The organism is Chitinophaga pinensis DSM 2588, from assembly GCF_000024005.1.
GTDB lineage: Bacteria > Bacteroidota > Bacteroidia > Chitinophagales > Chitinophagaceae > Chitinophaga > Chitinophaga pinensis.
In genome coordinates this window covers 4,304,983-4,330,471 of the sequence record NC_013132.1, presented here as the reverse complement: position 1 = coordinate 4,330,471, position 25,489 = coordinate 4,304,983, and the positions used below count along the sequence as shown (strand labels likewise).

The following is a 25,489-nucleotide window of genomic DNA, read 5'->3' as shown; positions in this document are numbered from 1 at the left end:
TTAATCCTTGTAAATTGATTCAAAAGATGCCAGTGTCCATTCTTCTGCCGGTACCAGCACATATGTCAGTCCCTCTGCTAAATCCTCTTTATTCTCGTAAGGAAATCCTTTAGCGAATGATACCGTTTGTTCTCTCGCTTCCACAAAGGCAGTCCCCAACACCAAGCCGATCTTTCCATAATCATTATAAAAATACTCCTGCAACAGCGGAATAATTTTATCGCTGAATACAGCTTTCAATTCGTCTTCTGTTGAAACACCTATAAAATAAGAATGCCCTATCTGGTGATCCGCATTCAATAAGACGCTGATTCTCTCATTAATCGTACTCAGTAATTTATCCAGGGAGACCGTATCAATTTCTTCGTCTTTCAGAATCGTAATATCCGGCTGCATACTTTCAAAACTAAACCTGCGGCGAAAAGCGGTATCCAGCGACTCCACACTTCTATCTGCCGTATTCATGGTGCCGATAATGTAAAGATTAGCAGGCACCGCAAAAAGCTCCTGTGAATAGGGTAGCATAATATCCGTGATCTCATTAATAGCGCCCAGGCGCTTATCCGTTTCTATTAAGGTAATCAGCTCTCCAAAAACAGCGGATACATTACAGCGGTTAATCTCATCTATGAATAACACCATGATATTGTTCTCCATGATGGCCGTTTCGAATTTCGTTTTTCTACCATCAGGTGTATCCCTCATACACTCTTCCAATGACGCATAGCCGGCCAACTGGCAAGCCTTCACACAGGCTTTGTAGAAAATACCTTTCCGTACTTCATATTGTACGTTCGCTCCATTTAGTTCATTATCTGCATCCTTGTCTATCAGCTTTGGTTTGATTCCTTCAATAAAATCTTCATAGGAAAGACTTTGGTGACAGGTAGTAAATATGTACTTTTTGATCTCCTTCTTTGCTGTTTCGGGGTTTTTAAAATTCTCCCAATCCTGCACCAGCTCCGGAAATGACAACCTGAACTCCGCTTCATTATCCAATCGCCAGCTGGAGTTCTTCTCCTTATAAAAAATCAGACTAGCACCTACCCTTTCCTGTTTAGAAACATTCTCACAAGTCAGCACCGTATGATTCTGCAACGTACTCCAAAGTCTGGATCCGGGGTTTCTTATAGTGCTGATATTAAACTTCGCCTGCACAAGCGGATGTAATCTTAGTTGCGGAACACTTACATTCTTCTGATCCAGCAATGCCATTGCCAGCAGTTCCCACCAGTTATATTCTTCAACAAATAACTCATAGTTAAGGTCCGGTACATCATTACTACCTACCAATTGCCAGTCCTTAATAATTTGCTGCAATTTATAAGTCTTACCGGTACCGGGAGGTCCATATAAAATGGTGTTCAGGTTCATCTTCTTTGTTTTTAGCATGTTCGCAGCATTATTGGCAGGCATCGTTCTTTCATCATATCCGAGATACTTTTCAATGGCTTCAATGCTGTAAGGATATTCAAATTTCCAGACCGAAGTCATTACGCCTTCAGTCATATACAGGTCTTCGATATCCTTTTTCAACCACTCTACACAACGACAATGCGGAAACTCAAGATCGTCTTCATAGACATAGTGGTAGGAACTAACCTTGCCAATCGCTTTTATAGACTCGCCATCTGCTACTAATACGATATCTCCTGGTTCTATCTCATGATAAAAACGCCAGATCTCTCCCGCCTTCCTGGAAATAGAGGACTTATTCCCTTTATAGTATCCAATCTCCTGCATCTTCGCCTGAATACCGCTTTTTGAAAGCGGATCCAATAATTCTATATTCCCGATATCACTCCACCCTATCGCAACTATATTATTACTTTGCATATCGTCCAATCTGGACACGCCTTCTTCAGTCGAGCCAATCCTGTAATAAGACGGCATCCTGTCTCCAAATTCTCTGTTTATATATGCCTTGAACGAAATCTCATGAAAAGGCAATTGCACCACCTCCTGAATTCTCTGACACAATTGCTTAAATTCAGTATAGGAACTGAAGTCCGTATTAATGCCATACTTCTTAGCTAAATATGGTTTCACAGCGCTATTCAGGCATAAATAATCTGCCGGCCTCACCATATACATCACTTCAGACAACTTCGCTTTTCCAACTCCGTTTATTTTCAATATATCCGAAAAGTCTGCATCTGTAAGCCGGTCCGCCAGTAATTTCTCAAAGAAATCCCACAATCGTCCTATTTCATTATTGACCCTTTCCGCTTTGTATGGGAACAACCAAAGCTTCCTTGCATCTGACGTGGGTATCCCACAAGCATCCTTCGGCAATGGCGAAATATCCAGGAGCCTGCACACATTCGTAAGGACCTGTTTCTTCCGGACCTCTCCATATTTATTCCCACAACAGAGAAAGGTGAAAGGATCAATTTCTGTTAATGGAATAACATTACCCGATTCATCTTTATCATTAAATGCATCGGCACCTGCTTCTTTCAGGATTTCCATTAACTTGAGCTGATTACTACGATAAGAAGTGATTTTTTCGACAATTGCCTTATAGGCAGGGATCCAGGTATAAATAAACTCCATTATTACTCTTTATTCGGATTGAGGGGTAGTGCCTTTTTTAGACGATTTTTCTTTAACGTGTATGGCAAATATATGTAACAATCAGTAAGTTAAGCGCAGCCATCATTAAATTATTTCTCCCCCATTACTTTACCGTTCCAATATCAGCAGTTCATCCTTGTTGTCTACCGTCCACCGGCGAAACTTATTCAGAAAACTCTTCCCGAGCAGGAATACATCTACTTCCTTTCCTACACTGAGCATCATATTATCCATTGTATACTTGCCAATCTGCACATTGTTCACCCGGTAGACTTTACAATCCACCGTCTTACCATTCGCAATCGTATAAGTCCCGGTCCCCAGAAAATCCTTCTCTGAAAAAACATGCTGTTCCATCATTTTCAATGCCAGGGAGTCTGAGATCAGCAGATCTGTCGCCCCACTATCCAGCATCCATATGTAGGTAAAAGGACCTAATTTCACCTTTAACTTGGTCATGGCGTCAACCGTAATAACATGTACGGTATCCCTGTCCGGACCATGTACATCTGCGGCCAGTGCCGCCGTCCAGCCTGTTGTCTGCGATACATTTTTAACAGGTACCCTGCCACAACGATATGCGATCTCGTTATAAAGGAATGAATTCGGATCAGAAAGGTCATTCCATTTCGATGTATTAACCTTCCGCTCCTTCATTGTCTTCACCGCACAGTCACAATAAGCATCCAGCTTTTTGTCATCAATCGAATCCTTTTCACTCTTTCTGATACCCTCCTTCAAGGCTTCCTTTACTGCTGCTACCTGTTGCTCGGAAAACAGCATATTCTTGTCCCATACCTTGCTATAACAATCCGGTGACATCTTTGCATAAAAAGAGTCCTTCTCCATCAGCATCGACAGCGTAGCCTGACCATGTTCTTTCCTTAGCGCTTTCAGATCAGCATCCGAATAGTGTCCGTCCAGTTTACTAACGATACAGGCACAGATCTGCGCCGCCTCGGGGGTATTCTCACCGCCCTTGATCCATTTCTTACAGTTATTGAAAAATATCCGCTTACTCACGAGTGAAGTCCCCTCCTTTGTATTGATAAACTCATCCTTGGGTACGGGTTGAGCAAAGAGGCTGGCTGACAGGGATAATAAAAACAAAACAAATAAAATACGCATTACCTTTCAATTAAATCAGGCAAAGATAATATAGTCCGTATTCGTTTATACGAATCTGTTTTAATTTTCAGTTAAACTCCTGCTGTAGACTATTTTTGGGGACCAGCACCCGCCCCCTGAGCAGCTGCAGTGGCGACGCTCCTTTCATCGCTGGTATTCCTCCCGGGCATCCGGAGTACCCCGCCATATAATCCCTTAAAATGTACAATCACATTTTATCCAACTGTGTGAAATATTTCGATATTTGCAATATGAACAGCGATAAATCAGCACACCACAACCCCGACCAGTTCAAATGGGGTGGCGTATTATTAGCTTTAGGAATCGTATTCGGAGACCTAGGGACCTCTCCTCTATATACCTTCAAAGCCATCATCGGCGAAAGAGCCATCTCTGAAACACTCGTACTCGGTGGCGTCTCGGCCGTATTCTGGACACTCTTTTTCCAGACGACCCTGAAATACGTATTCATCACCATGCGGGCAGATAATAACGGCGAAGGCGGTATCTTTTCCCTCTACGCCCTTATCCGCAGATATGGCAAATGGGTGCTCTGGCCGGCTATCATCGGGGGTAGTTTCATGATCGCTGACAGTCTGATCACCCCACCCATCTCGGTGACCTCCGCCATGGAAGGACTGCTGGTGCTCAACCCCGATATTCCTATCATGCCTTTTACCATCATCATATTAATTGTATTGTTCCTTTTCCAGCAATCCGGCACCAACCGTATCGGCGTGTTCTTCGGTCCTGCCATGGTTATCTGGTTCAGTATGATTGCCATCCTGGGTATCACCAACCTGGCCGGTAACTTTTACGTACTCAAAGCCATCAATCCCATGTATGCGTACCGACTGGTGGTAGAATATCCCGGCGGACTCTGGGTACTCGGAGGCGTATTCCTCTGTACCACCGGCGCCGAAGCCCTCTATGCCGATATGGGACACGTAGGACGTCGCAATATACAGGTCGCCTGGGGCTTTATTAAAGTATCCCTGCTGCTTTGTTACTTTGGCGAAGCCGCCCTCCTGCTTAAATATAATGGTCAACACCTGGATGTGGTAGACGCCTTCTACGGACTCGTCCCCAAGAAACTGCTCATACCAGTCATCGCAATAGCCACTGCCGCTACCATCATCGCCAGCCAGGCACTGCTCTCCGGTACCTTTACACTGTTCAATGAAGCCATCCGCCTGAATGTATGGCCTCGCCTGCGGATTGAATTTCCTTCAGACATGCGCGGACAGGTATACGTTCCTACTGTCAACTGGCTGCTGATGATCTCCTGTATCGCCATGGTGGTGCACTTTAAAAAGTCATCTAATATGGAAGCCGCCTTTGGTCTTTCTGTAACACTAACCATGTTGATGACCACCATCCTCCTAACTGTTTATCTCTACACACACCGGGTTCCAAAACTCGTAGTATTGTTGCTCTTCCTCCTTTTTGGCTGGATCGAAATCACCTTCCTGGTAGCCAACCTCGATAAATTTGCACACGGTGGATGGATCACCCTCCTCATAGGATTGCTGTTGATCAGTATCATGTACATCTGGCACGCCGGAAGACATTTCAAAGCGAGATACAGAACATTGATCAGCCTCAGAAAGTATATCCCTGTTCTGAAGAAGCTGAGCAACGACAACGATATTCCTAAATATGCCACCCACCTGGTATACCTCACCATGGCCGACACGCCTGACAGCGTAGAAGAACGTGTAATAGACTCTATCCTGCACCACCAGCCGAAAAGAGCAGACCTCTACTGGTTCATCCACGTAGATGTTGATGATAAACCTTACACCGCCAGCTATATATCGCATGTGATCGAAAAAGAAGAAATCATACACATCCGTTTCAAACTCGGCTTCAGGGTCATGCCGCGTATCAATATTCTGTTCAAGAAAGTCGTAGGTGAAATGAAAAAAAGCGGTGAGATCAATATCCAGAATAAATACTTCGATCCGGAAACAGGCAACCTCCTGGGAGACTTCCGCTTTGTGATACTGAAAAGCTTCCTCTCCGTTGAAAATAACCTGTCCCTATGGGATAACATCGTAATGAGACTACACTTCCTGCTGGATAATCTTAGTCTGCCGGATGATAAAGCATACGGTCTGGATAACAACAACGTCGTAATAGAACGTACGCCACTGATACTCGGCAAAACAGAAAACATTACGCTCAGAAGAGAATTTGAAGGTTAAAACCTTCCCAAAATGAGAAAACCTTCTCATTTCAGTATCCGGCCCCAAAAGCTATCACCCACCATTCGATTGCAAATCAACAACATACACTTCCCTATGATACAGGAGCACTTTTTGCTCCTGTATCTGGAAAGTATGTCTCATGAAAAACGAACCGTTCCCACATCTGAAATCTATTCACCTTTTATATGTTTTTTTCATTGCCATTTCCCTGATCACACTTGCCGCAAGGTTAATCCTCCGGTAAGTACGGGCTGATTTGATGCAATACTCCGGGAAAGATTTGCCATTATCCTCACTGCTCGGAAACAGCTACTATTTTATTATTAATTTTAACCTGCAGCCAACCACTGCGGGACAATCAGATCGCTTATAAAATAGTACGCCATGTCAGATTACAGTAGCTTCAGAGAGCATGTGCTCAAACGCATCCCCTTTACGGAAGAAGAACTGAATGAGTTCTGCAATAGCTTCAAAGCTGTCAGAATAAAGAAAAGACAGTTTATCGAACAACCCGGTTTTCTGGCCAGACACAGATACTTTGTAGTAGAAGGCGCTTTCAGGGCGTATGTCATTGGGGATGAAGGACAGGAGCATACCATCCAGTTTGCCGTCGAAGACTGGTGGATCTCCGACTACAACAGTTATATCTTCCAGCAACCGGCTACTATGTTCATTGTCGCGCTGGAGGACAGCCTGATACTGGAAATTGATTACGACAGTGAGCAACGCCTCAAAAACAGCCGGTGTAAATTTGAGACATTTTTCCGGGTACTGGCGGAGAATACGGCTGCCTATATGGCCCGCAGGGTGATCACTAACCTCACCAAAACTGCTGAACAACGCTACGAGATCTTCCTGGAAAAATATCCCAATATCGTACGAAAAGTACCCCAATACGCATTAGCCTCCTTCCTGGGCATGACAACAGAATACCTTTCAAAGCTCCGCCACAAAAGGATGGCGAAGAAAAGTTAATCCAGTTCAACCTTTTTTCTTGAACCAGTTAGCCCTCTTTTCCTGTTCCAGTTCATTGGAGAGGGTGTGCAGAGATGCGAATTTTGTATTGTCTTAATGACAATCGATTCAGTAAGTAAAAAAACTTTACAATGGCATCTCTAACAAAAGCACAGGTATTTATAATGGCTGCAACTGCAGGTACCAGTGTAGCAAATGTCTATTACAGCCAACCCATACTCAATACGATCGCACACTCCTTTCAGACATCCGCAGAAAAAGTGGGAATCATCTCTGTTTTGGGCCAGGTTGGTTATGGTATAGGTCTCTTCTTCCTCACACCCATAGGTGATATGATAGAACGTAAGCTCCTGATATTGTACCTGCAGGCAGGCTTATTCATCTCTCTGCTCTTAATGGCATTCTCTCCGACACTGCCTGTGTTATATGCAGGAAGTCTGCTGATCGGCGTCTTCTCTGTAGTTGCACAGGTCATACTCCCTATGGCCGCCAGCCTCGTAAAAGAAAACAGGGGTAAAATCGTTGGACAGATCTTCACCGGTATCCTGGTGGGCATTCTTGTTGCCCGTGTATTCAGTGGTTTTATTACCAACTGGCTGGGCTGGCAATACGTGTACCTGTTGTCTGCGGTGATGGTATTCTTTACCGGTATCCTCATGCAGGCCGACTTCCCTCCGATGCATGAACGATTCGACGGCACCTACAGCAGACTGCTTACATCAACAGTAGACCAGTTACGGCGATTTCCACTTTTGAGACGAACTGCCCTAACCGGTATGCTTGCCTTCGGTACACTAAGCGCTTTCTGGGTAACGCTGACATTCTATCTGAGTGAGGCGCCATTCAACTACTCCGCCTCCCTGATAGGTCTTTTTGGCTTACTGGCCGCTGCCGGTGCATTACTAGCACCAATCTTTGGTAAACTGGCGGACAAAGGCACACAATCCCGTTCACTGCTCTTCTCTACAGGCATTACACTCATCAGTATTCTTGTGCTGAAACTATTTCCGGGGTCCCTTACTGGTATATGGCTGACGGTAATATTACTGGACATAGGCGTACAGGCGACACAGGTCACCAATATCGCTATCATCTATTCCCTGGACCATCTGGCCAACAGCAGGATTAACATGGTGTATATGACCAGTTACTTCGTAGGCGGCGCACTCGGTACGTATCTATCCATTGTTTTATGGAATACAGGCGGCTGGAGTTGGTCCACCTCCTTTATGATTTTCCTGGGCGCGCTGGCCATCCTTAATGTTATCAGCACCCCCCGTATGCAAAAACAAACTCACTGATCATGAAAATAATCGTTATAGGCGGCTCTATCGGCGGCCTGAGTACAGGCATAGCCCTGCTGCAACAAGGCTTCGACGTGGAGATATATGAACGGGCAGCAAAAGATATGAAAGACAGAGGCGCGGGTCTTGTCATACAACCTGAAATGATGGACTACCTCATGGAACATCGTATTGCACCGAAGGACATATTTGGCGTACCAGCCAGACAAAGACAGATCCTCGATGAAAATGGTACTCCGGTGCTGAGATATCCGAATGATACACAGTTTACCTCCTGGAATTATCTCTGGCGTCAGCTTAAAGACTATTTTCCGGCTGAAAGATATTTTTATGGCCACGAATTACAGGCGATCGGACAGGATCCTTATGCTGTGACGGCCACATTTAGCAATGGGACAAAGGTGACGGCGGAATTACTGATCGGTGCAGACGGATATAACTCCATTGTGAGAAGGCAAATATATCCTGCCGTGCTGCCGGAATACGCTGGCTATGTCGCCTACAGGGGACTGATTCCTGAACAGGAACTAACATTGGAAGAGGCCGCCTTCTTCGCCGGTAAATTCACCCTCTTTCCTTACGAGAACTCCCATTTGCTCTCGTATATGGTACCAGGACCGGATGGTGAACTGAAGAAAGGGAAACGTTTGTATAACTGGGTGTGGTACCAAAATAAAACAAATGCCGAACTCGAAAAATTACTCACCGATAAAAACGGGCAACAGCGACAGTTTACGGTACCAGCTGGCTCGATGAATGCAGACAGTCTGACGGCACTGCACCAACTGGCCTATGAACAGCTGCCTCCTGTCTTACGCGATCGCGTACGCCAGACCGCACATCCTTTCGTACAGGTCATTTTTGATCTGGCCGTACCGGAGATGTACCAGGGAAGAGTAGCTATCCTGGGAGACGCCGCTTTTGTGGTCAGGCCACACACTGCTTCCGGTACAGCAAAAGCTTACCGGGATGCCATTGTACTGGCGAATAGTCTAAGCGATTATGAAGATATCGAAACAGCGCTGGCTTATTGGAGCGGACAGCAAACCCGGTATGGATTGGCGATCGTCAATCACGGCAAACAACTGGCAGCCAGAAGCCGCTTAGGCGTGCAAATGGTATAAACGCATATCACTATCCATGAAAAAAAGACGCCCATGGACTAACATCCACGGGCGTCGTTATTCTAAAGTGTGACAGTTATTTCTTTCTGTAACCGGCATTTCCCATCTGAGAACCTGCCATTGGAAGATAGTAGTTATTGATGTCTACTTTTGCAGACTGCACAGTCGGGAATTTCTTATTCACTACTGAACCCGTACCTTCTGTAAAAATAGCGCCCACTTCCGCATAAATATAGTTTCTTACCGTAATGGTAGTGACACCATTGATAGGTCTGATAAATGCGTTGTTACTGATGATCTGCGCTGTTTTCATACCAGTACTGCCATTCAGACGAAGGCTGTTACCTTTTGTCCAGGCGATCGTATTATTGGTGATCCTTACCACCGCATTCGCCGTACCTCTGATGCTCAAACCTTCACCCTGGTTCTTTGAAAACAGGTTATTATTGATGATGTGCGTAGCGCCGTTCTCACCGGAACCGTAGAACTGCAGCATCTCACCCCAGCCGTCATGTACCCAGTTGTCATGTACATTGGTGTTGGTCGTACGGCCACCGATCAGGATACCACCATTGTGATAACCATCTCTCTGCAATGCCCAGTTGGTCACTTCGTTATTGTACACTTCCAGTTGATCGATCGCGGCTGTCTGAATACCATCCAGTCCGATATCTTTACACGTGTTGTTATAGATCTTTACATTACGCCATATTACAGGTTGCACATACTGATGACCACTCGTCATTGCGGAAGTAGAACCATAATAGGGTGCATTCGCTGTCAGATCCCAGTAAGTAGCAGTATGACCGATATACATCGCCTCGTTGGTCGTATTCTTGATCAGCACATCATGGATCTTCAGGTTCATCATGGTCGTATTTGGATAAGCCGTACTTGCATCCCCCTTCACAGGATCTGTCTTGGCAACGATGCCATTTCCGCCATTCTGAATAGTCAGGTTAGATACTTCGATGTTATCTGTTTTGTTACCCAGCTGAAGATCGTAGTAAGATGCTTTTGCAGCTGCAGTAGAACCACTGATGATAACGGATGACTGACCTGACTGTCCGCCGAAACGGATGTAATGACAGTTCCAGAATACACAGGCTACACCGTATGCACCGCCATTCCAGGCAGGATTACCGATTGTTACGGTATTACCGGCGAGATTGCGTACCACGATCGGCGCAGATGCACTACCGCTCATGTTAGAGATCTGCAATACTTTAATTGTCCCTTTAAGATTGATGATGTCCCCTGCTTTGTAGGTACCCGCAGAGTTGTCAATTGCCAGTCGGCCGGTAGCGTCCGGCAGCAATGTAAATTCTCTTCCTGTAGCCGTTGCGGTAACAGCCAGATCACTGTCTGCGTTTAATTTTTCCTGAATAGCTTCTTCTTTTTTGCAGCTTGTAGACAAGGCAAGGATAGACGCGCAAAGCAATGCCTGCGCCAGGTAGGTGCGGTTCTTCTTCATGTTGTAGTTTAAAAAATATGGTTAAAATTTTCTCGCGTCGCAAATATAGAAAACGCAAGGTGATTCTCTAATAAAAAAATTATTAACTAGGATATGAATTGGTTAAAGCGTTTATGTTAACGAAACATTCGGGCCATATAATTATTCTATCGGTCAGTACGTGTACGTGTACCAATTACACTAAAAAAATGCCGGAATGCCGCCACCGTGGCGAATATCTGAAAATCAATCAGATACGTAGTTTCCGACGGACTTAACCATTCCATGCGATGGAATTTTCTTCCGGAATGTGGAAAAAAAATTTTTCATGCGCCCGCTATCAATTCGTGTAAGCGTATGCAGCTTACCTCATACAAGTATCAGATGAATATATTGGACATGTGCCTCAATCAGGCCATGGCAAATGATTCCAGCTTCTACGCCCATTAATCTTCAGTATAACTGAAATGAATAACACGCACAGCATAGCAAGCCGTGCCATAACATCGTTAGTAAAAAACGCGAATAAAAAAGCTGCCGGTATGACTACACGGCAGCTTCATAGCATGACAGTACGTTTTATCTTTTCTCTAATGCAAGTCTTGCGCGTTGCACCAGTATCGTATCATTTGCAGTCATGGATGCAGACAGTTCCGGATTTACAAAATTCAGCATCGGATAATCCTGCGACAACTTAAAGCAAGTGATCGTCGCCGGCATACCAAACACATATTCTATGTGCGTGTTGATGGCCATGAAGTATAATGTAGGCAGATAATACTTTCCGTCCCTGATCATGATCGGATAGGTCTTATGATATGTAGTACAGTTGCCACCAGGACAGTTGCCTAATGGTTTGATCTTCGCTACTTTTTCATGCGCTACGTCACATGGTGCTGTTCCTGTTTGGGGTACATCCGTTGCGTCTATATCTTCCAGCACCATACTTGTATCTGTTTTGCTGACGATCCGGGTCAGCTTCGTATTAAAGCGTACCTTATTATCAGCCAGAAAATCTACAGCAATCGCGATATCGAGATCAGCGGCCGTCGTCTGATTCCAGTAAAAATGCTTCCTTAACGACGACTGCGTATCAGGCAAGTGAATGTCGAGAAACTGTTTGATGGTCCCGGGATCATGTACAATACCCGTTTTCGTATAAAGGGCCAGCTCCTCTATTTCGAGGGTCGTGCCGGATTGGTAAGAATCCTTTACATCGTCACCGTAGGGGTTCGTTTGTTTGTCTTTTGAGCATGCGAAGCATAATACCGCAAGGGAAAACAGTGAAAATAAAGCCTTTGTGTTCATTTGTTGGCGTGTTGTGTTGTTAATATTGAAAAACATGGTTTATACCAAGACACTCCAATCTCCTTTTACCCTTACCGGTAATTTTCTTTTTTATCTTGTTCAGCTATTTTCCAGAAACGCTGGACCATTTTGTATTTTGCAGGTACAAACCAAAATCCCGTCATGTACCGACACATTCTTTTCTGCTGGCTATTGTTATTGCCATGCACTGTACTGAACGCACAACTTTTGCATAATCCCATTCCCCCCTCCTATAACAAGGATATGCAAAGACTGTTATTACTGGCCACCGGCAACTATCTGTATGCCGTCTCTCAGGGACAGCTGGACAGAGACAGTGCCATGCTCTTTGTAACAGGTACTTATAAATTGAGCAGGTTAATGCCCTATAATGAGGGATATAAAACCGGTCAGGACTATCCCGGTCAGGCATTGATTGACGCCGGCAGGATCGCGGAAGCAGCCAGCCTTGTGAATACGGTGAAAGGCAGTCCCCGGCTACAGCTATTGGCAGAACTGAGCAACTATTACCTCCACCGGCCAGGTAGTATGCCGGAAGATCTGGCGGAAGCAGGCAGGTTTATCCATCTTTTACAACAGGAAAGCGAGACTGCGAAAGATAATTTCTGGTTATTACAGAGTTACTGGCTGCTGGGCGCCCTTTACGCCGACCAGGGGGATATCCCGAAGAGTCAACCTTATTTCAGTCAGGGGGTCGCGCGCTGCAGGAAATCAGGTGATAAAAGGTCGCTGCTGCTTTCTCTCCTGTATCAGGCCAACGGACTTCCCATCGGCACTCCACAGAAAGAAACCTATTTCCAGGAAGCGCTCACATTATCCAGGGACAATAAATGGACCATGCTGCAATACTGGATTATGCATCATACCATACTGGAACATTTTCGTACCAACCCTCCGGTTGTGGAAAAGGAAATGATGGAAGCACTGGCACTGGAAAAAGAAATCGGCTATCTGCACCATCAATATTCCTATACCAATTTGTCCTATGTGCATGGACTGAGGGGAGACGCCATACAGGGCATCAAATACGCGGATCTGGCAGTAAAAGCCATGGAAGCGACAAAAGACACCGCCTTCTCTTCACTCATCTGTATGCGTTTGTCACAGATGTATGGTAACGCAGAGGAAGTAGAAATGGCATCCAAATGGAACGAAAGAGCTATCAGCGTCCCATTGACGAAAGAAACCCAGATAATATGGTACAAAAGCTTTTTAGACAGGCTGACACTGCTCCGGCGCAGAAAAACACCTGAGGAAGCACTTAAACTGATAGAGAAGTTCAATCGCGAACATCCTGCGGAAACCATGTATAATAAAATGATGCTGACCATTCAGGCGGCCGGCGCTTATGAAGAATCAGGCAACATGCAGAAAGCGCTGGAGTCTTATCTTCAGTTCATTGAAATAGCAAAAAAGTTCCCACCACAATTTGCGTACGCGGAAACATTAACGTCGTATAATGCAGTGGCCCGGTTTTATCTGACGACAGGCAACTTTGCACTCGCCCGGAAATACACGTCACTGACGCTTGAACACCCTATTGGCAAAATATCTGCGCCTGACCTGGCACGCACCTATAATCTGCTGTATAGAATTGACTCCTCCACCGGCGACTATTTATCGGCATTGAAAAATATGCACCAATACATGTACTACCGGGACTCTGTCTTCAGCATCTCCCAGCGTAAAGCAATGGACGGTCTGATCATCAGGTACGAAACACAAAAGAAAGACCAGGACATCCGCATCCTCAAACAGGACACCCAGCTGCAAAAGGCAAAACTGTCCCGCTCCGCCACTATGGCCAAGATCACATTGGGTGGTATTGCCTTACTGCTGATCATCGTAGGTTTGCTGTATAACCAGTACCGTATCAAACGAAAAGCCAGTCAGGAAGCCCTGGCCAGAAACGAAGCATTGCAACAGCTGGTAGAGGAAAAAGAATGGCTTCTGCGGGAAGTACATCACCGCGTAAAAAACAACCTGCAGACGATCGTCAGTCTGCTGGAATCACAGTCAGCTTACCTCCAGAATGAAGCCTTACTGGCCATCCAGGAAAGCCAGAACAGGATCTATGCCATGTCCCTGATCCACCAGAAACTCTATCACGATGAAAACGTCTCATCCGTTAATATGGGCGTTTATCTCCCTGAACTGGTACAGTACCTCCGTCTGAGCTACAACGTTAAAAACAATGTGCTGTTCAATGTACAGGTACATGACGTAGAACTGGACGTATCTCAGGCCATCCCTTTGGGACTGATCGTCAATGAAGCGGTTACCAATGCGATCAAATACGCCTTTCCTGTACCGCAGACAGGCAATAGCATCAGTATTTCATTGCTCGCTGATGACGAACGCGCGAAGTTGACAATTACGGATAATGGAGTGGGTATCCCGGGGGATATTTTACAGGGGAATGTACGCGGACTGGGGTTAAAACTTATCTGCGGACTGGCAAATGACATAGAAGGAGAACTCTTGCTGAAAAACAACGGAGGTGCGTCTGTTACGATCTCCTTTGAAATAAGTCAGCCCTTGCATAGCGTTGCAGGAAGCAATACCGCCGCTACAACAGCCTAAAATAATACTTTTGGTGTGATCGCCTTCGCTATGGATGGAGGCGATCACACCAAAAAATATCAATAACCAAGTTGTCGCAATACATCCAGCGTGATGTTCTTCCGGCAGGCCCCAGAATCAGGATTATGTTCGCTTCTCCGCTTAATGATCCGGGTAGCAAAGAAAATAGTCTCTGCTCCTTTCACCTCATTTTTATTGTGCTTTAGAAAAGGAATGCACCATCCTCCGGCACGAAACACCTGTGTGTGAACTGTTGTTCCTGCAGGGCTTTCCTGATCTCCTCACGGGATTGCTTCCCATGATTGACCGCTTCCAGGTGTACCACCGATACACTGGCACCAGGTGCGTAATTGCATACCTGTAAGATATCCCGAATATCCATCACGATTGCGTCTCCTTCTACAAAGCGGGCGCCGCCACCATTGACAATGATCTTCTTAGGTTTATATTTATCCAGTGCCTGCTTTACATCGTCGCACCAGATGGTATCTCCGGCGATGTAAAGCTCTTCTTCGCCATCGCTGATCACATAGCCGGATACGATTCCCATGCGCTCACCTATCTGCCCGGTACCATGCTGACCATGTGTACGGCTGATCTTTATGCCTTCCCATATCAGTTCATCTGCAACAGGGGTTACGTTAGTATAACCCTGTTCCCGGATAGTGTCTTCATTTGCAGGCTGACATAATACCGGTATGTGTTTAGGGATGAATTCACGCGCGGTATCATCCCAGTGATCCGAATGGATATGCGTCAGTAAAACGGCGTCTGTATGTGCAATGAGCGCAGCTAATTGCTGTTCACTCAATGGAAGGTCTACCAGTGGATTTCGGCGCTCATTGCCGGTAAAGTCAAATGCTGCATACGTTCCTTTAGGCGCTAAATACGGATCCACCAGGAGGGTCTTTTCCCGGACAGTCAGTACCAGTGAAGCATTTCTCAATAATTGTACTTTCATGATATTCGTTTAATTTTGACGGCACGAAGATGAGGGAACTGCTCCGGAATCCGATGAAGGTAACTTTTAAGTAACCTGTTTACATTTCTGTAACCATGAATTATAACGAATTTAAATATTGCGGTCTGAATGTGGCACTGGGTGTCTTGTCTGGTAAGTGGAAACCGGTGATTCTCTTTTACCTCTTCCATCAGGAAGAGATCAGGTTTACAGAATTGTGGCGGGCTATTCCCAAAGTGGCGAAGAAGGTATTGCTGGAACAGCTGCGTCAGATGGAACAGGACGAATTGATCATCAGGGATGAAAAGAATGGCTTTCCACCGGAAGTATGGTACCGTATCTCAGAAAAGGGTAGAGCATTGGGGCCTGCGCTGGCAGCGCTGGAATCATGGGCGAACGAACATGCGGCTGAGAAGGTAGACTTGCTGAAAATCCGGCGGAAGGTCACCCTGCGTTAGTCGCCGGGCATATTCATAATGCCGCCGGAGAGCGGCTCTTATACTTCATTGGTATCGTCTATTTCCGTGTGGTTCCGGCGGACAAATTCTCTCACTCTTACCGGGTCATCTCCCACTATTTCTACGGCGGCCAGTACTTCCTGCGTTGATACCCCCAGTTCTTCTGCCAGGTCTGCGATTACAAAAGTCTGCTGATGTTCGCCATTGTTTCCTCCATCTCCCTGTAACTCATATTTTTCCATATTATTTGTTTACATTGCTAAGAGCATAAAACATGCCACGGGTTGTTATCGTCCAATAAAATTCATCTTTATGGAAGCTATCGTTAAAATACTATCCGCAGACTACGTTACCCATGACGTGAGAAGGTTCAGACTGGAAAAACCGGCAGACTACATCTTTACTCCCGGCCAGGCAACAGAGTTATCTATCAACAAAGAAGACTGGAAAGACAAAAGGAATCCGTTCACCTTTACTGCGCTCACTGATGCACCTTACCTGGAGTTTACTATCAAGATCTACCCGGAACATCAGGGTGTAACACATCAACTTAGTCTGCTGAACCCTGGAGATGAACTCATTCTCCGGGAATCCTGGGGAGCCATTGAATACAAAGGCCCTGGTTACTTCATTGCCGGCGGTGCAGGTATTACGCCGTTTATCGCGATCTTCCGGCACCTGCATACAACAGGTAAAGCCAGAGAGAATAAACTGTTCTTCTCCAACAAAACGGATAAAGACATTATCCTGGCGGAAGAGCTGAAAAACATCCTGGGAGATAATGCCCATTTTACGATCACCCGGCAGAAAGACAGTCAGCACGATCAACGACGGATAGACAGTGATTTCCTGAAAGCAGAAATCAACGATTTCAGCAAACACTTTTACATCTGCGGGCCTGACCCGATGGTACAGGAACTGACGGCTACACTGGAACAACTAGGCGCCAATGCAGATGCAGTGGTGTTTGAAAAATAAACATTACCAGCACAGATACAGGATTTACCAGCATGGATACACATAAATGCATTGCTGTAGTCAATTTTACAGGGAATAAATAAGTACCTTGGACGTCTCCTTTTAACAGGACGATTAATACAGCACAGATATGTCATATTGCAGCGCTATCGAATTCATGTCAGCAGAAAAGCAAGCTATTCACAAAGCTTATCATGATAAACACTACGGCTTCCCTATCCATGATGATAACGAGTTATTCTGCCGCCTGATCATGGAGATCAACCAGGCAGGTCTCAGTTGGGAAACCATCCTCCGGAAAGAAGCTGGTTTCAGGAAGGCTTACAGCAATTTCAACATCAAAAAAGTAGCTGCCTATACGGAAGCCGACCGTGAAAGACTCATGGCAGATCCCAATATTATCAGGAACAGGCTGAAGATCAATGCGGCTATCGAAAACGCCAAAACGATCCTGCAATTGCAGAAAGAATATGGCTCTTTTGAGAAATGGCTGGAAGCCCATCACCCTAAAACCAAAGAAGAATGGGTGAAGCTGTTTAAGAAGACGTTCAAATTCACCGGCGGTGAGATCGTGAATGAGTTTCTGATGAGTATCGGTATGCTCCCGGGCGCACACAACAGCACCTGCGAGATCTACAAAAAGGTAGTAAAAGCCAACCCACTCTGGGCAACAAAACAATAACGCCGACTTTATAGCGAAGATTTCATACTTTGTCGGAAGGATTCCATCTTACGACTATGAACAACGCCTCCAGAAGACATTTTATCAAACAAAGCGCTGCGGGTTTACTCGGCGCTTTGTATACCACACAGGGACTACCGCTTCCCGCTTTCGCACAACACGAACTACAGCCGCTTTGCCAGGAGCTCGTCCGTACCTGGGGTCAACGTCTACTGAGTCTGCAGATCACAGACAAGAACGACCATAATTACGGTACCCTGATTTATCCGCCGGAGAATATCATACACGGCAGAATGGGCGACTGTATTTACCCCTTCCTCCACCTTGCTGCTACGACTCAGGACCACCGGTATGCAGATGCAGCGGCATTACTCTACCGCTGGATGGAACGTACCGTGAGCCAGGAAGATGGTTCGTGGTTAAACGAACCAAAGCAAGGCGCCTGGAAAGGCACCACCGTGTTCTCCGCTATCGCCCTGGCAGAAGCGCTTAAACATCATGGCGCCTTACTGGATGCACCTTTGAAACAGGAGATGCTGGCCCGGTTAAAGAAAAGCGGGGACTTTATCTATACCAACTTTACCATCGACTACGGCAATATTAACTATCCCATTACGGCAACTTATGCCCTGTCATTACTCGGTGAGTTACTGGACGAAAAGCGTTTCACTGAAAGAGGGAGATTGCTTGCACGTAAGGCACTGTCTTTTATCACCCCCAAAGACAAATTGTTATCCGGCGAAGGCGGACCTTATTACAGTAAAAGTCCGAAGGGCTGTCTTTCAGTAGACCTGGGCTACAATGTAGAAGAGTCCCTACCCTCCCTCGTACTGTATGCTAAACTCACGAATGATGATACCGTCTTACAGGCGGTACAGGGATTATTGTCCGCACACCTGGCCTTTATGCTACCGGATGGTGGCTGGGATAACAGCTGGGGTACCCGCAATTATAAATGGACCTATTGGGGTAGCAGGACTTCTGATGGTTGCCAGCCGGCATATGCACTGATGGCCGATAGTGTTCCCGAATTCTACAAAGCAGCTGTTGTAAACACCCAACTCCTGCAGTCCTGCACACATGACGGCCTGTTACATGGCGGTCCGCATTATTTCTCGCACAACGCACCTGTCAGTCTCCATCATACCTTCTGTCATATCAAAGCTTTGGTAACGGTACTCGACCATGGTATTCCAACACCACCCAGGACTTTCGCCAAAGTGACCCTGCCACGCGAACAGGCATATGGGAGCAAGTACTTTGAAGATATACAGACAGGGCTGATTGCGGTCGGTAAGTTCAGGGGGACTGTCACCGCATATGACAGGGATTACAAAGACTTCAAGGGTGGCCATGCTTCCGGTGGAGCGCTGTCTATGTTATGGCAGGAAAAAGCAGGGGTTATACTGGCAGCCAGTATGAATGAATACCAGTTATATGAGGCAGGTAATATGCAGCAGGATACGGATCCTTTGTCAGTTTGTCTGACCCCGCGTATTGAGCTGAAGGAAGCAGGGAATACCTATATGAACATCCAGGATTTCGGCGCCAGAATGGCGATTGAGGATAATGACGGGGAGGTGATTGTGCAGACCAGCGCTTCATTGGTCGACAAGGACCAGCAAGCGCCCGCTTCAGGAGATATTACGTGTACGACTACCTGGCGCTTCTCCAAAGACAGAATTACGCTGCGCTTTAAGCATACTGGTACTGAGCAGCAGGGTATCCGTATCATTATACCGCTTATTTCAGCTGCTACAGAAGATTTTCGCGTTATAAAGCCTGAATTAGCCGAAATAGCGAAAATGGACTGCGTTGTACGGCTGAAGGCAGATAAGCCTTTAAATGTGCTCCCAATGACGGGTAAAAGAGTATTTAACTATGTTCCGGGACTGGAAGCGATTCCTTTTTATAGTACTGCTAGTGAACTGGAGGTGGTGATTACTGTCGGTTAGTAGAGCATCAACAGGATGCAGTCTTCCAGTGTAGCCAGGTTGGGACAGAAGCGCTTATTCTACTTACCAGATAGCAAGGTATCAATCATACCGGTGATGCCTACATCACCGGTATGATATAAAGTACTATGCATTCTCTTTCTTCTTCAGGAAAATCAGCTGTCCCATATGATAACCGGCATGTACGGTACGGCTTACCAGTACATTCAGTTTATTACGGCTGGGTTCTTTTGCAAAATCTTCTTCAGATACACTCATGTGTCTTGATAACCAATCCTGCGCGGTCATCTTGCTAAAATGTGCTGTCAGGGTGTTATTTACGTTCTCCCAATAGCTTCTCAACTCAGCCATAGAAGGAATGTCGTCAAAAGTCCTGTCAGGATTTCTGCTGAACAGTGTTTCCAGCTGAGGATACAGTCTTTCCCCTAATCCGAACAGTGGTAACAGGCCGTCGTTAGTAGACATCAGGTGCCCTAACAGGTAAATCGCCCTGCTTCTTCCCGGTGCTACTTCTTCCATATAATCTTCGTCGGCATATTTGGCAAAGAATCCGGTAACTCTCTTATTCTGCGCGTCCCAGGTATGCAGCAGCTGGCCAATGATCTGTTCAGTCTGCGCTATCGCGGTATTTTCAACTTGTGTGCTCATGGTGGTGTGTTTTCGGGAACAAATATATATGATAAATTGATCAACATAAATATTTCGATTAGTTATATATCATCCCTTCTCCGTTACCCTGTTCTGTTGTTACTACCATCCCCTTAACCTTAATTTAATATAATATGCTTTTACCAAACTCTATATTTGAACGTCATTATGGATGTTGTTCAGGATACAGACAAACTATTGCTCGCGGCCTTGAAAAAAGGCGATGAACTCGCCTTCAGTGTCTTATACGACCGTTACTGGGCGGAATTATATACGATGTGCTACCGCAGGATCGGTGATGAAGATGCTGCAAAAGACATTGTACAGAATATATTTGTCAATCTCTGGACCTCCCGTAAAGAGATCCTCATAGAAAATACCCTGGCCCCTTATCTCAACAGGGCCGTGCGCAACAGGACCATCAGCTTTTATAAAAAGAACATGGCCAGCATGAGCCGGGATGCACAGTTTCAACACGAACAGGTACAATACGCGCCTGATTCCAGCCTGGATGCCAAAGAACTGGAAGCCGTCATTAATGATGAAATAGCCAGCATGTCAGATACCATGCGGAAAGCTTTTGTATTAAGCCGTCATGAAAATAAATCCATCCGTGAAATAGCGACAGAGCTCTCCCTTTCTGAACAGACAATTAAAAATAATATCTCTCAGGCACTCGACCGGCTGAGAAAAAAGACACAATCCTTCTACGCAGAACCTGCCAACATACTCGGCGTCCTCATTATCCTGTTAACAAAACCGTAACCTCCAGTTAACATTGGGAGGCGGTACTTTCCTTTTTCTGCTGGGTTGAATTATTATATGGGTGACATAAATAATTCTTCAGACAATCAGGATCAACAGGCAAATGCCTGGTATGACAGTACCAATGATGCACAGCCTTTTGATGCATTCGGCAGTAGCGAACGGCAACAACAGATCGGTAATGAGATCTATGACCGCATCACATCAACGATCTCCCGTAAACGGCAACGAACATTTCTGGTGCTGAAGATCGCGGCTGCTGTTGTAGCTGTTATCGTCAATACGGTATTCATCGTCCACTATTTCAAAAAACCAGCCGCACAGGAGGATATCAGCTGGGTAAGTGTCAGCACACGTGCAGGAGAAAGCAGTACGATTGTATTGCCGGACAGTAGCACCGTCACCCTGAAAGCAAACTCCCGCATCACCTATTTAAGTGCATTTACCACCGGAGACGAACGTAATGTAAAACTGGAAGAAGGAGAAGCCTTCTTCGATGTGCGCAAACACGCCCTTCTCCCCTTCACTGTACACGCCAAAGGACTCCGCATCAAGGTACTGGGTACCTCTTTTAATATAAGTGCCTATAGCAATCAGCCGGACTTTAAAGTAGAAGTCATGAGTGGTAAGATCCGTGTGGAACGGGATGACGCATCCGGTACAAAAGTACTGGCAGCAGAAATGACCAGTGACCAGTGTCTGACCATGAACAAAAACACGGCGAATTATAAAATAGAAACGAGAACATTAGCCACCATACCGACGCGCAAGACAGCACACGTTACCAGGTCGCTCACCTTGCAGGAAATCGGACAGGCACTCGGAGACCGGTTCAACCTCTTCGTACAGCTGAATAATCCGGAGAATGACACCTCTGTCTACACCGTAGACCTGGAACATGCTTCCCTTGATGAAATACTGAGAACCTTATCGGCCAAAACAGGCTTTAGCTACACTGTCGTGAATAAACAACACCTGATTATACAACCTAAAACCACAGACCAATGAACTAAAAGGGTACAATAAAAAAAGCAAGAGTGTTGACGCACCCTTGCTTCTATGCCAGAGGTAATGAAGCACCTCTTTCTTTAATTAACTGAGTAACTAAAAATTAATTAAAACATCACAAGATGCATCTTTTTCTGCAAAGAATGATAAAGAATTTTGTCATTCACACAACCTTTATTGCCAGCACATTTCTTCTTCTTTTTGTCCTGACTAATGCCAGCAACAGTTATGCGCAGTCCACAGACGCTTCCATCTCCGGTAAAATAACCGGTACAGACGGAAAGGGACTCTCCGGCGTTTCTGTTACCGTACGCAACGAATCGACCGGTTTTCAGTCTGTTTCCATTACAAACAAAGAAGGTAAATACTCCTTCATCCAGTTACCCCTTGGTAAGCCGTACACCGTAAAAGCGGCCTTCGTCGGTTTTGCCACACAGATCAAAAACCAGTTGAGCGTTAACCAGGGCGATAACCTCATCATAGATTTTACCATGAGCGAATCCGTGAGCAAACTAAAAGAGATCATCGTCAACGCCAATACACTCAACAAAAGAATAGACCGATTGGGGTCCAGTACCGCAGTCACCGCACAGAACATCCAGCAGTTGCCGGCGCAGAACAGGAACTTCAATAACCTGTCCGCACTGGCACCTACTACGAATGGTACCAATATCAGCGGACAACGTGCTTCTTCGACCAACTTCCTGATTGATGGCGCCAGCGCCAGAAACAACCTGACTTCCGGTGCGCTGGGTAGTGGTCCTTATTCTCTGTCACTCGAAGCGATCCGTGAGTTTGAAGTGATTACCAACGTATATGATGTGACACAGGGCCGTCAGGGTGGTGGCGCTGTAAGCGTGGTAACAAAATCAGGTACCAATACACTGACCGGTAGCGTATTCGACTACTATCGTTCTGACTTTCTTGCCAGTCCTTATGACATCAGAGGTAACAAACGTCAGCAGCAGTTCACCACCAACCAGTATGGCTTCAGCCTGGGTGGCCCCATCATCAAAGACAAACTGCATTTCTTTACCGCACTGGACAGACAGGATGAAAAACAGCCCTTCTACATTGCCGACCTGAAAGATGATAATGACATCATCGCTAACCGTATCAGCAGGGGTGCTCTGGATACTGTGCTGAATATTGCCCGTACTAAATATGGTCTGAGTAATAATCCGCAGGTAGGAGAATTCCAGCGTAAAACACTGGCGAATACCTTCTTTGTACGCCTCGACTGGCAGATCAATGCAAAAAACCGCCTGACCATCCGTAACAACTACAGCGACTGGAAAAACCCAAACAGCAACAGCGATAACTCTAACATCAACCTGTTTGAAGTATGGGGTAATTTCAAGTCGAGAGAAAATAGTACACTGGCGTCTTTACGTACCCAGTTTACGCCTACCTTCCTGAACGAACTGAAAGTACAGTATCAGACGGCTACGCGTAATTATTATCCGAACAGCGAACTGCCTGCTGCTAATATCCCACGTGCGATTGTAACCGTTCGTTCCTTACTGCCGAATGGTACTATGGGTAACACCACCGTACAGCTGGGCGGACAACGTTTCTTTCCGGAAAGCAACCTGGAAAACCAGATACAGCTCGTGAACACCTCTTATCTGACCAAAGGAAAATACCGTTTTACCTTCGGTACAGATAACACCCTGACCTACCTGGATACTTATATTTCCAGCGAACAGAACGGCCGTTTTATCTTTAACAGTCTGCAGGAATTTGCGGATATGAATCCATCCCGTTACGCCAGAGAAGTACCTTTAAAAGGTATTCCTTCCGTACAGCAATGGATACTGAATGCCTCTCTCTTCGGACAGATGCAATTTGAGCCGGTAAAGAACGTAGAAGCCCTCATTGGTGTAAGATGGGACCTGACCAGCTACCTGAGCCAGGCAGATTATAACCCGGCTGTGGAGAAAGCGTTCGGCCTACGTACTGACAGCAAAATTACTGATGCCGGTAAGATCCAGCCCCGTTTGCAGTTAACCTGGGATATCAAGGGTAACAAAACCGATATCGTGCGTGTAGGTGCAGGTTTGTTCTCCGCTTATCCGGTGAACTATGCACAGGTAAACAATATCCAGAACAGCGGTACCATGGTGGCCTCTATCGATGTATCCCGTCCTGCCACTGGCACCAGCCTGGTTCCCGTACCGGATTTCGTTTCTTACAGGAAAGATCCTTCTACCGCTCCTGGTCTGATCAATGGTGTGCCAACTGTATCTACCATCAACCTGAACGATCCGAACCTGAAAATGCCCTCTATTTTCAAAAGCAATATCAGCTATAATAAGATCTTCGGCGACTGGCTGCGTGTAGGTGTAAACTTCCTTTACTCGCATACCAGCAACAACTATGTATACCTGGATCAGAACATAGTAGATCAGCCTTATTTCCGTCTGGCCAATGAGAACAACAGGGCCGTATTCGTTCCGGCGAGCACGATCACTGCCAACGGTACTACCAACAACGTACTGGGCAGAAAAACACAGGATGTAGGCAGAACACTGATGCTGACCAATGGCGCTAAACTGAGACAGGCTGCTGTGATTGTTGATGCGAGTCTGCGTTACTTCAAAGATGGTTATTTCAACGTGAGCTATACCTGGAACGATGCAAAAGACAACTCCTCCTACAATGGTAACGTGGCCAATACCTCTACTTTCAGAGCAGTAAAATCTGATCCGAGAGACCTGACTGAAATGAACTATTCCGATAACCAGTTCAGACACAAAATCGTACTGTACGGTGCGACACCAAACTGGAAAGGATTTGTATTTGCCGGTACCTTCAGAGGATTGTCCGGTACCCGCTTTTCTATGACAGTAGATGCAGATATCAACGGCGACTTCGTAGGTGGTCCTGGTACAGACAATGACCTGGCCTTTGTATTCGATCCGAATAACCACAATACACCGGCGGATGTGAAAGCTTCTATGGAGAAAGTGCTGAGTAACCCGGAAAACCGTGCAAAGAAATATATCACCCAGAGCCTGGGCAGGATAGCTGACCGTAACGGTGGATCTAATCCTTTCTCCGGTACTTTTGACGTAAGACTGCAGAAAACTTTCAAAACATTTAAAACACAGGGCTTGACCTTTAGTGTTGATGTGTTTAACTTCGCTAACCTCCTGAATAAAAACTGGGGTGTTAACTACAACCTGGGCGATCAGAGCCTTTTATTCGTAACAGGATTTGATCAGGCTACCAAAGAATACAAATACCGTGTAAACGAGAATGTGGGCGTTACGACAAAGAATGGTACGCCATACCAGGTACAGCTGGGCGCCCGCTATTCATTCTAAGCTAAATCATCATATTCGATAT

19 protein-coding genes are annotated in these 25,489 nt (G+C 45.8%); 12 read left to right on the top strand and 7 right to left on the bottom strand.

All coding sequences use genetic code 11. From position 1 onward, the window contains the following. Both CPIN_RS36730 and CPIN_RS17195 read right to left on the bottom strand, forming a co-directional pair. Positions 1-2,556 (bottom strand): DUF8426 domain-containing protein, encoded by a 2,556-nt coding sequence (locus CPIN_RS36730; protein WP_012791112.1) that lies wholly within the window; start codon positions 2,554-2,556, stop codon positions 1-3. Between the two features lie 129 nt (positions 2,557-2,685). Then, a complete protein-coding gene (locus CPIN_RS17195; RefSeq protein WP_012791111.1) occupies positions 2,686-3,705 on the bottom strand; it encodes a retropepsin-like aspartic protease in 1,020 nt (339 codons plus the stop codon). Positions 3,706-3,905: 200 nt separating this feature from the next. On the opposite strand from CPIN_RS17195, the gene CPIN_RS17190 reads away from it, so the two are divergent. From CPIN_RS17190 to CPIN_RS17175, 4 genes are all read left to right on the top strand, one after another. After that, positions 3,906-5,912, top strand: a complete 2,007-nt coding sequence (locus CPIN_RS17190; protein ID WP_245552116.1) for a KUP/HAK/KT family potassium transporter — start codon at positions 3,906-3,908, stop codon at positions 5,910-5,912. A 387-nt stretch (positions 5,913-6,299) separates the two neighbouring features. Continuing rightward, positions 6,300-6,890, top strand: coding sequence for a Crp/Fnr family transcriptional regulator (locus CPIN_RS17185; protein ID WP_012791109.1), 591 nt, complete (start codon positions 6,300-6,302; stop codon positions 6,888-6,890). Positions 6,891-7,021: 131 nt separating this feature from the next. Next, the gene (locus CPIN_RS17180) at positions 7,022-8,191 is read left to right on the top strand and encodes an MFS transporter (protein WP_012791108.1); all 1,170 of its coding nucleotides are present in this window, start codon (positions 7,022-7,024) and stop codon (positions 8,189-8,191) included. 2 nt (positions 8,192-8,193) lie between these two features. Beyond that, on the top strand, positions 8,194-9,318 hold the full coding sequence (locus tag CPIN_RS17175) for an FAD binding domain-containing protein (protein ID WP_012791107.1): 1,125 nt from the start codon (positions 8,194-8,196) through the stop codon (positions 9,316-9,318). Between the two features lie 76 nt (positions 9,319-9,394). Here CPIN_RS17175 and CPIN_RS17170 read toward each other — a convergent pair whose 3' ends face one another. Together CPIN_RS17170 and CPIN_RS17165 are read right to left on the bottom strand one after the other, a co-directional pair. Then, positions 9,395-10,792: a right-handed parallel beta-helix repeat-containing protein gene (locus tag CPIN_RS17170; RefSeq protein WP_012791106.1), complete on the bottom strand. Its 1,398-nt coding sequence runs from the start codon at positions 10,790-10,792 to the stop codon at positions 9,395-9,397. A gap of 558 nt (positions 10,793-11,350) precedes the next feature. Beyond that, entirely contained in the window at positions 11,351-12,079 is a 729-nt protein-coding gene (locus CPIN_RS17165) for a hypothetical protein (RefSeq protein ID WP_044218974.1), read from the bottom strand. Between the two features lie 264 nt (positions 12,080-12,343). Between CPIN_RS17165 and CPIN_RS17160 the strand changes: the two genes are divergently transcribed. Continuing rightward, positions 12,344-14,683, top strand: a complete 2,340-nt coding sequence (locus CPIN_RS17160) for a sensor histidine kinase (RefSeq protein WP_044218971.1) — start codon at positions 12,344-12,346, stop codon at positions 14,681-14,683. Between the two features lie 202 nt (positions 14,684-14,885). Here the strand turns inward: CPIN_RS17160 and CPIN_RS17155 are convergent, their stop codons facing one another. Beyond that, complete coding sequence (locus tag CPIN_RS17155) at positions 14,886-15,644, bottom strand: MBL fold metallo-hydrolase (RefSeq protein WP_012791102.1); 759 nt, start codon at positions 15,642-15,644, stop codon at positions 14,886-14,888. 95 nt (positions 15,645-15,739) lie between these two features. On the opposite strand from CPIN_RS17155, the gene CPIN_RS17150 reads away from it, so the two are divergent. Continuing rightward, a complete protein-coding gene (locus CPIN_RS17150; RefSeq protein WP_012791101.1) occupies positions 15,740-16,102 on the top strand; it encodes a winged helix-turn-helix transcriptional regulator in 363 nt (120 codons plus the stop codon). A gap of 38 nt (positions 16,103-16,140) precedes the next feature. Here the strand turns inward: CPIN_RS17150 and CPIN_RS17145 are convergent, their stop codons facing one another. Further along, complete coding sequence (locus CPIN_RS17145) at positions 16,141-16,344, bottom strand: DUF3606 domain-containing protein (protein ID WP_012791100.1); 204 nt, start codon at positions 16,342-16,344, stop codon at positions 16,141-16,143. Between the two features lie 70 nt (positions 16,345-16,414). Here CPIN_RS17145 and CPIN_RS17140 point away from each other — a divergent pair, with 70 nt between their 5' ends. The 3 genes from CPIN_RS17140 (at position 16,415) to CPIN_RS17130 (ending at position 19,717) form a co-directional block, all read left to right on the top strand. Further along, positions 16,415-17,080, top strand: a complete 666-nt coding sequence (locus tag CPIN_RS17140; RefSeq protein ID WP_012791099.1) for an FAD-binding oxidoreductase — start codon at positions 16,415-16,417, stop codon at positions 17,078-17,080. Positions 17,081-17,210: 130 nt separating this feature from the next. Then, complete coding sequence (locus CPIN_RS17135) at positions 17,211-17,762, top strand: DNA-3-methyladenine glycosylase I (protein WP_012791098.1); 552 nt, start codon at positions 17,211-17,213, stop codon at positions 17,760-17,762. Positions 17,763-17,818: 56 nt separating this feature from the next. Beyond that, positions 17,819-19,717, top strand: coding sequence for an ulvan lysase-like protein (locus tag CPIN_RS17130; RefSeq protein ID WP_012791097.1), 1,899 nt, complete (start codon positions 17,819-17,821; stop codon positions 19,715-19,717). Between the two features lie 126 nt (positions 19,718-19,843). On the opposite strand, the gene CPIN_RS17125 is transcribed toward CPIN_RS17130, so the two are convergent. After that, on the bottom strand, positions 19,844-20,365 hold the full coding sequence (locus tag CPIN_RS17125) for a DinB family protein (RefSeq protein WP_012791096.1): 522 nt from the start codon (positions 20,363-20,365) through the stop codon (positions 19,844-19,846). Positions 20,366-20,533: 168 nt separating this feature from the next. Here CPIN_RS17125 and CPIN_RS17120 point away from each other — a divergent pair, with 168 nt between their 5' ends. From CPIN_RS17120 to CPIN_RS17110, 3 genes are all read left to right on the top strand, one after another. Beyond that, positions 20,534-21,130, top strand: a complete 597-nt coding sequence (locus CPIN_RS17120) for an RNA polymerase sigma-70 factor (protein ID WP_012791095.1) — start codon at positions 20,534-20,536, stop codon at positions 21,128-21,130. 57 nt (positions 21,131-21,187) lie between these two features. Continuing rightward, positions 21,188-22,138, top strand: coding sequence for a FecR family protein (locus CPIN_RS17115; RefSeq protein WP_012791094.1), 951 nt, complete (start codon positions 21,188-21,190; stop codon positions 22,136-22,138). A gap of 122 nt (positions 22,139-22,260) precedes the next feature. Next, positions 22,261-25,467, top strand: coding sequence for a TonB-dependent receptor (locus CPIN_RS17110; protein ID WP_012791093.1), 3,207 nt, complete (start codon positions 22,261-22,263; stop codon positions 25,465-25,467). The last annotated feature ends 22 nt before the right edge of the window (positions 25,468-25,489 follow it).

What these genes read in the sequence shown, in the direction of transcription:
- CPIN_RS17165 (WP_044218974.1), bottom strand. Translation starts at nt 12,079, where the DNA reads ATGAACACAAAGGCTTTATTTTCACTGTTTTCCCTTGCGGTATTATGC.
- CPIN_RS17160 (WP_044218971.1), top strand. Translation starts at nt 12,344, where the DNA reads ATGCAAAGACTGTTATTACTGGCCACCGGCAACTATCTGTATGCCGTC.
- CPIN_RS17175 (WP_012791107.1), top strand. Translation starts at nt 8,194, where the DNA reads ATGAAAATAATCGTTATAGGCGGCTCTATCGGCGGCCTGAGTACAGGC.
- CPIN_RS17190 (WP_245552116.1), top strand. Translation starts at nt 3,906, where the DNA reads ATGTACAATCACATTTTATCCAACTGTGTGAAATATTTCGATATTTGC.
- CPIN_RS17125 (WP_012791096.1), bottom strand. Translation starts at nt 20,365, where the DNA reads ATGAGCACACAAGTTGAAAATACCGCGATAGCGCAGACTGAACAGATC.
- CPIN_RS17145 (WP_012791100.1), bottom strand. Translation starts at nt 16,344, where the DNA reads ATGGAAAAATATGAGTTACAGGGAGATGGAGGAAACAATGGCGAACAT.
- CPIN_RS17110 (WP_012791093.1), top strand. Translation starts at nt 22,261, where the DNA reads ATGCATCTTTTTCTGCAAAGAATGATAAAGAATTTTGTCATTCACACA.
- CPIN_RS17130 (WP_012791097.1), top strand. Translation starts at nt 17,819, where the DNA reads ATGAACAACGCCTCCAGAAGACATTTTATCAAACAAAGCGCTGCGGGT.
- CPIN_RS17170 (WP_012791106.1), bottom strand. Translation starts at nt 10,792, where the DNA reads ATGAAGAAGAACCGCACCTACCTGGCGCAGGCATTGCTTTGCGCGTCT.
- CPIN_RS36730 (WP_012791112.1), bottom strand. Translation starts at nt 2,556, where the DNA reads ATGGAGTTTATTTATACCTGGATCCCTGCCTATAAGGCAATTGTCGAA.
- CPIN_RS17195 (WP_012791111.1), bottom strand. Translation starts at nt 3,705, where the DNA reads ATGCGTATTTTATTTGTTTTGTTTTTATTATCCCTGTCAGCCAGCCTC.
- CPIN_RS17155 (WP_012791102.1), bottom strand. Translation starts at nt 15,644, where the DNA reads ATGAAAGTACAATTATTGAGAAATGCTTCACTGGTACTGACTGTCCGG.
- CPIN_RS17150 (WP_012791101.1), top strand. Translation starts at nt 15,740, where the DNA reads ATGAATTATAACGAATTTAAATATTGCGGTCTGAATGTGGCACTGGGT.
- CPIN_RS17115 (WP_012791094.1), top strand. Translation starts at nt 21,188, where the DNA reads ATGGGTGACATAAATAATTCTTCAGACAATCAGGATCAACAGGCAAAT.
- CPIN_RS17180 (WP_012791108.1), top strand. Translation starts at nt 7,022, where the DNA reads ATGGCATCTCTAACAAAAGCACAGGTATTTATAATGGCTGCAACTGCA.
- CPIN_RS17140 (WP_012791099.1), top strand. Translation starts at nt 16,415, where the DNA reads ATGGAAGCTATCGTTAAAATACTATCCGCAGACTACGTTACCCATGAC.
- CPIN_RS17120 (WP_012791095.1), top strand. Translation starts at nt 20,534, where the DNA reads ATGGATGTTGTTCAGGATACAGACAAACTATTGCTCGCGGCCTTGAAA.
- CPIN_RS17135 (WP_012791098.1), top strand. Translation starts at nt 17,211, where the DNA reads ATGTCATATTGCAGCGCTATCGAATTCATGTCAGCAGAAAAGCAAGCT.
- CPIN_RS17185 (WP_012791109.1), top strand. Translation starts at nt 6,300, where the DNA reads ATGTCAGATTACAGTAGCTTCAGAGAGCATGTGCTCAAACGCATCCCC.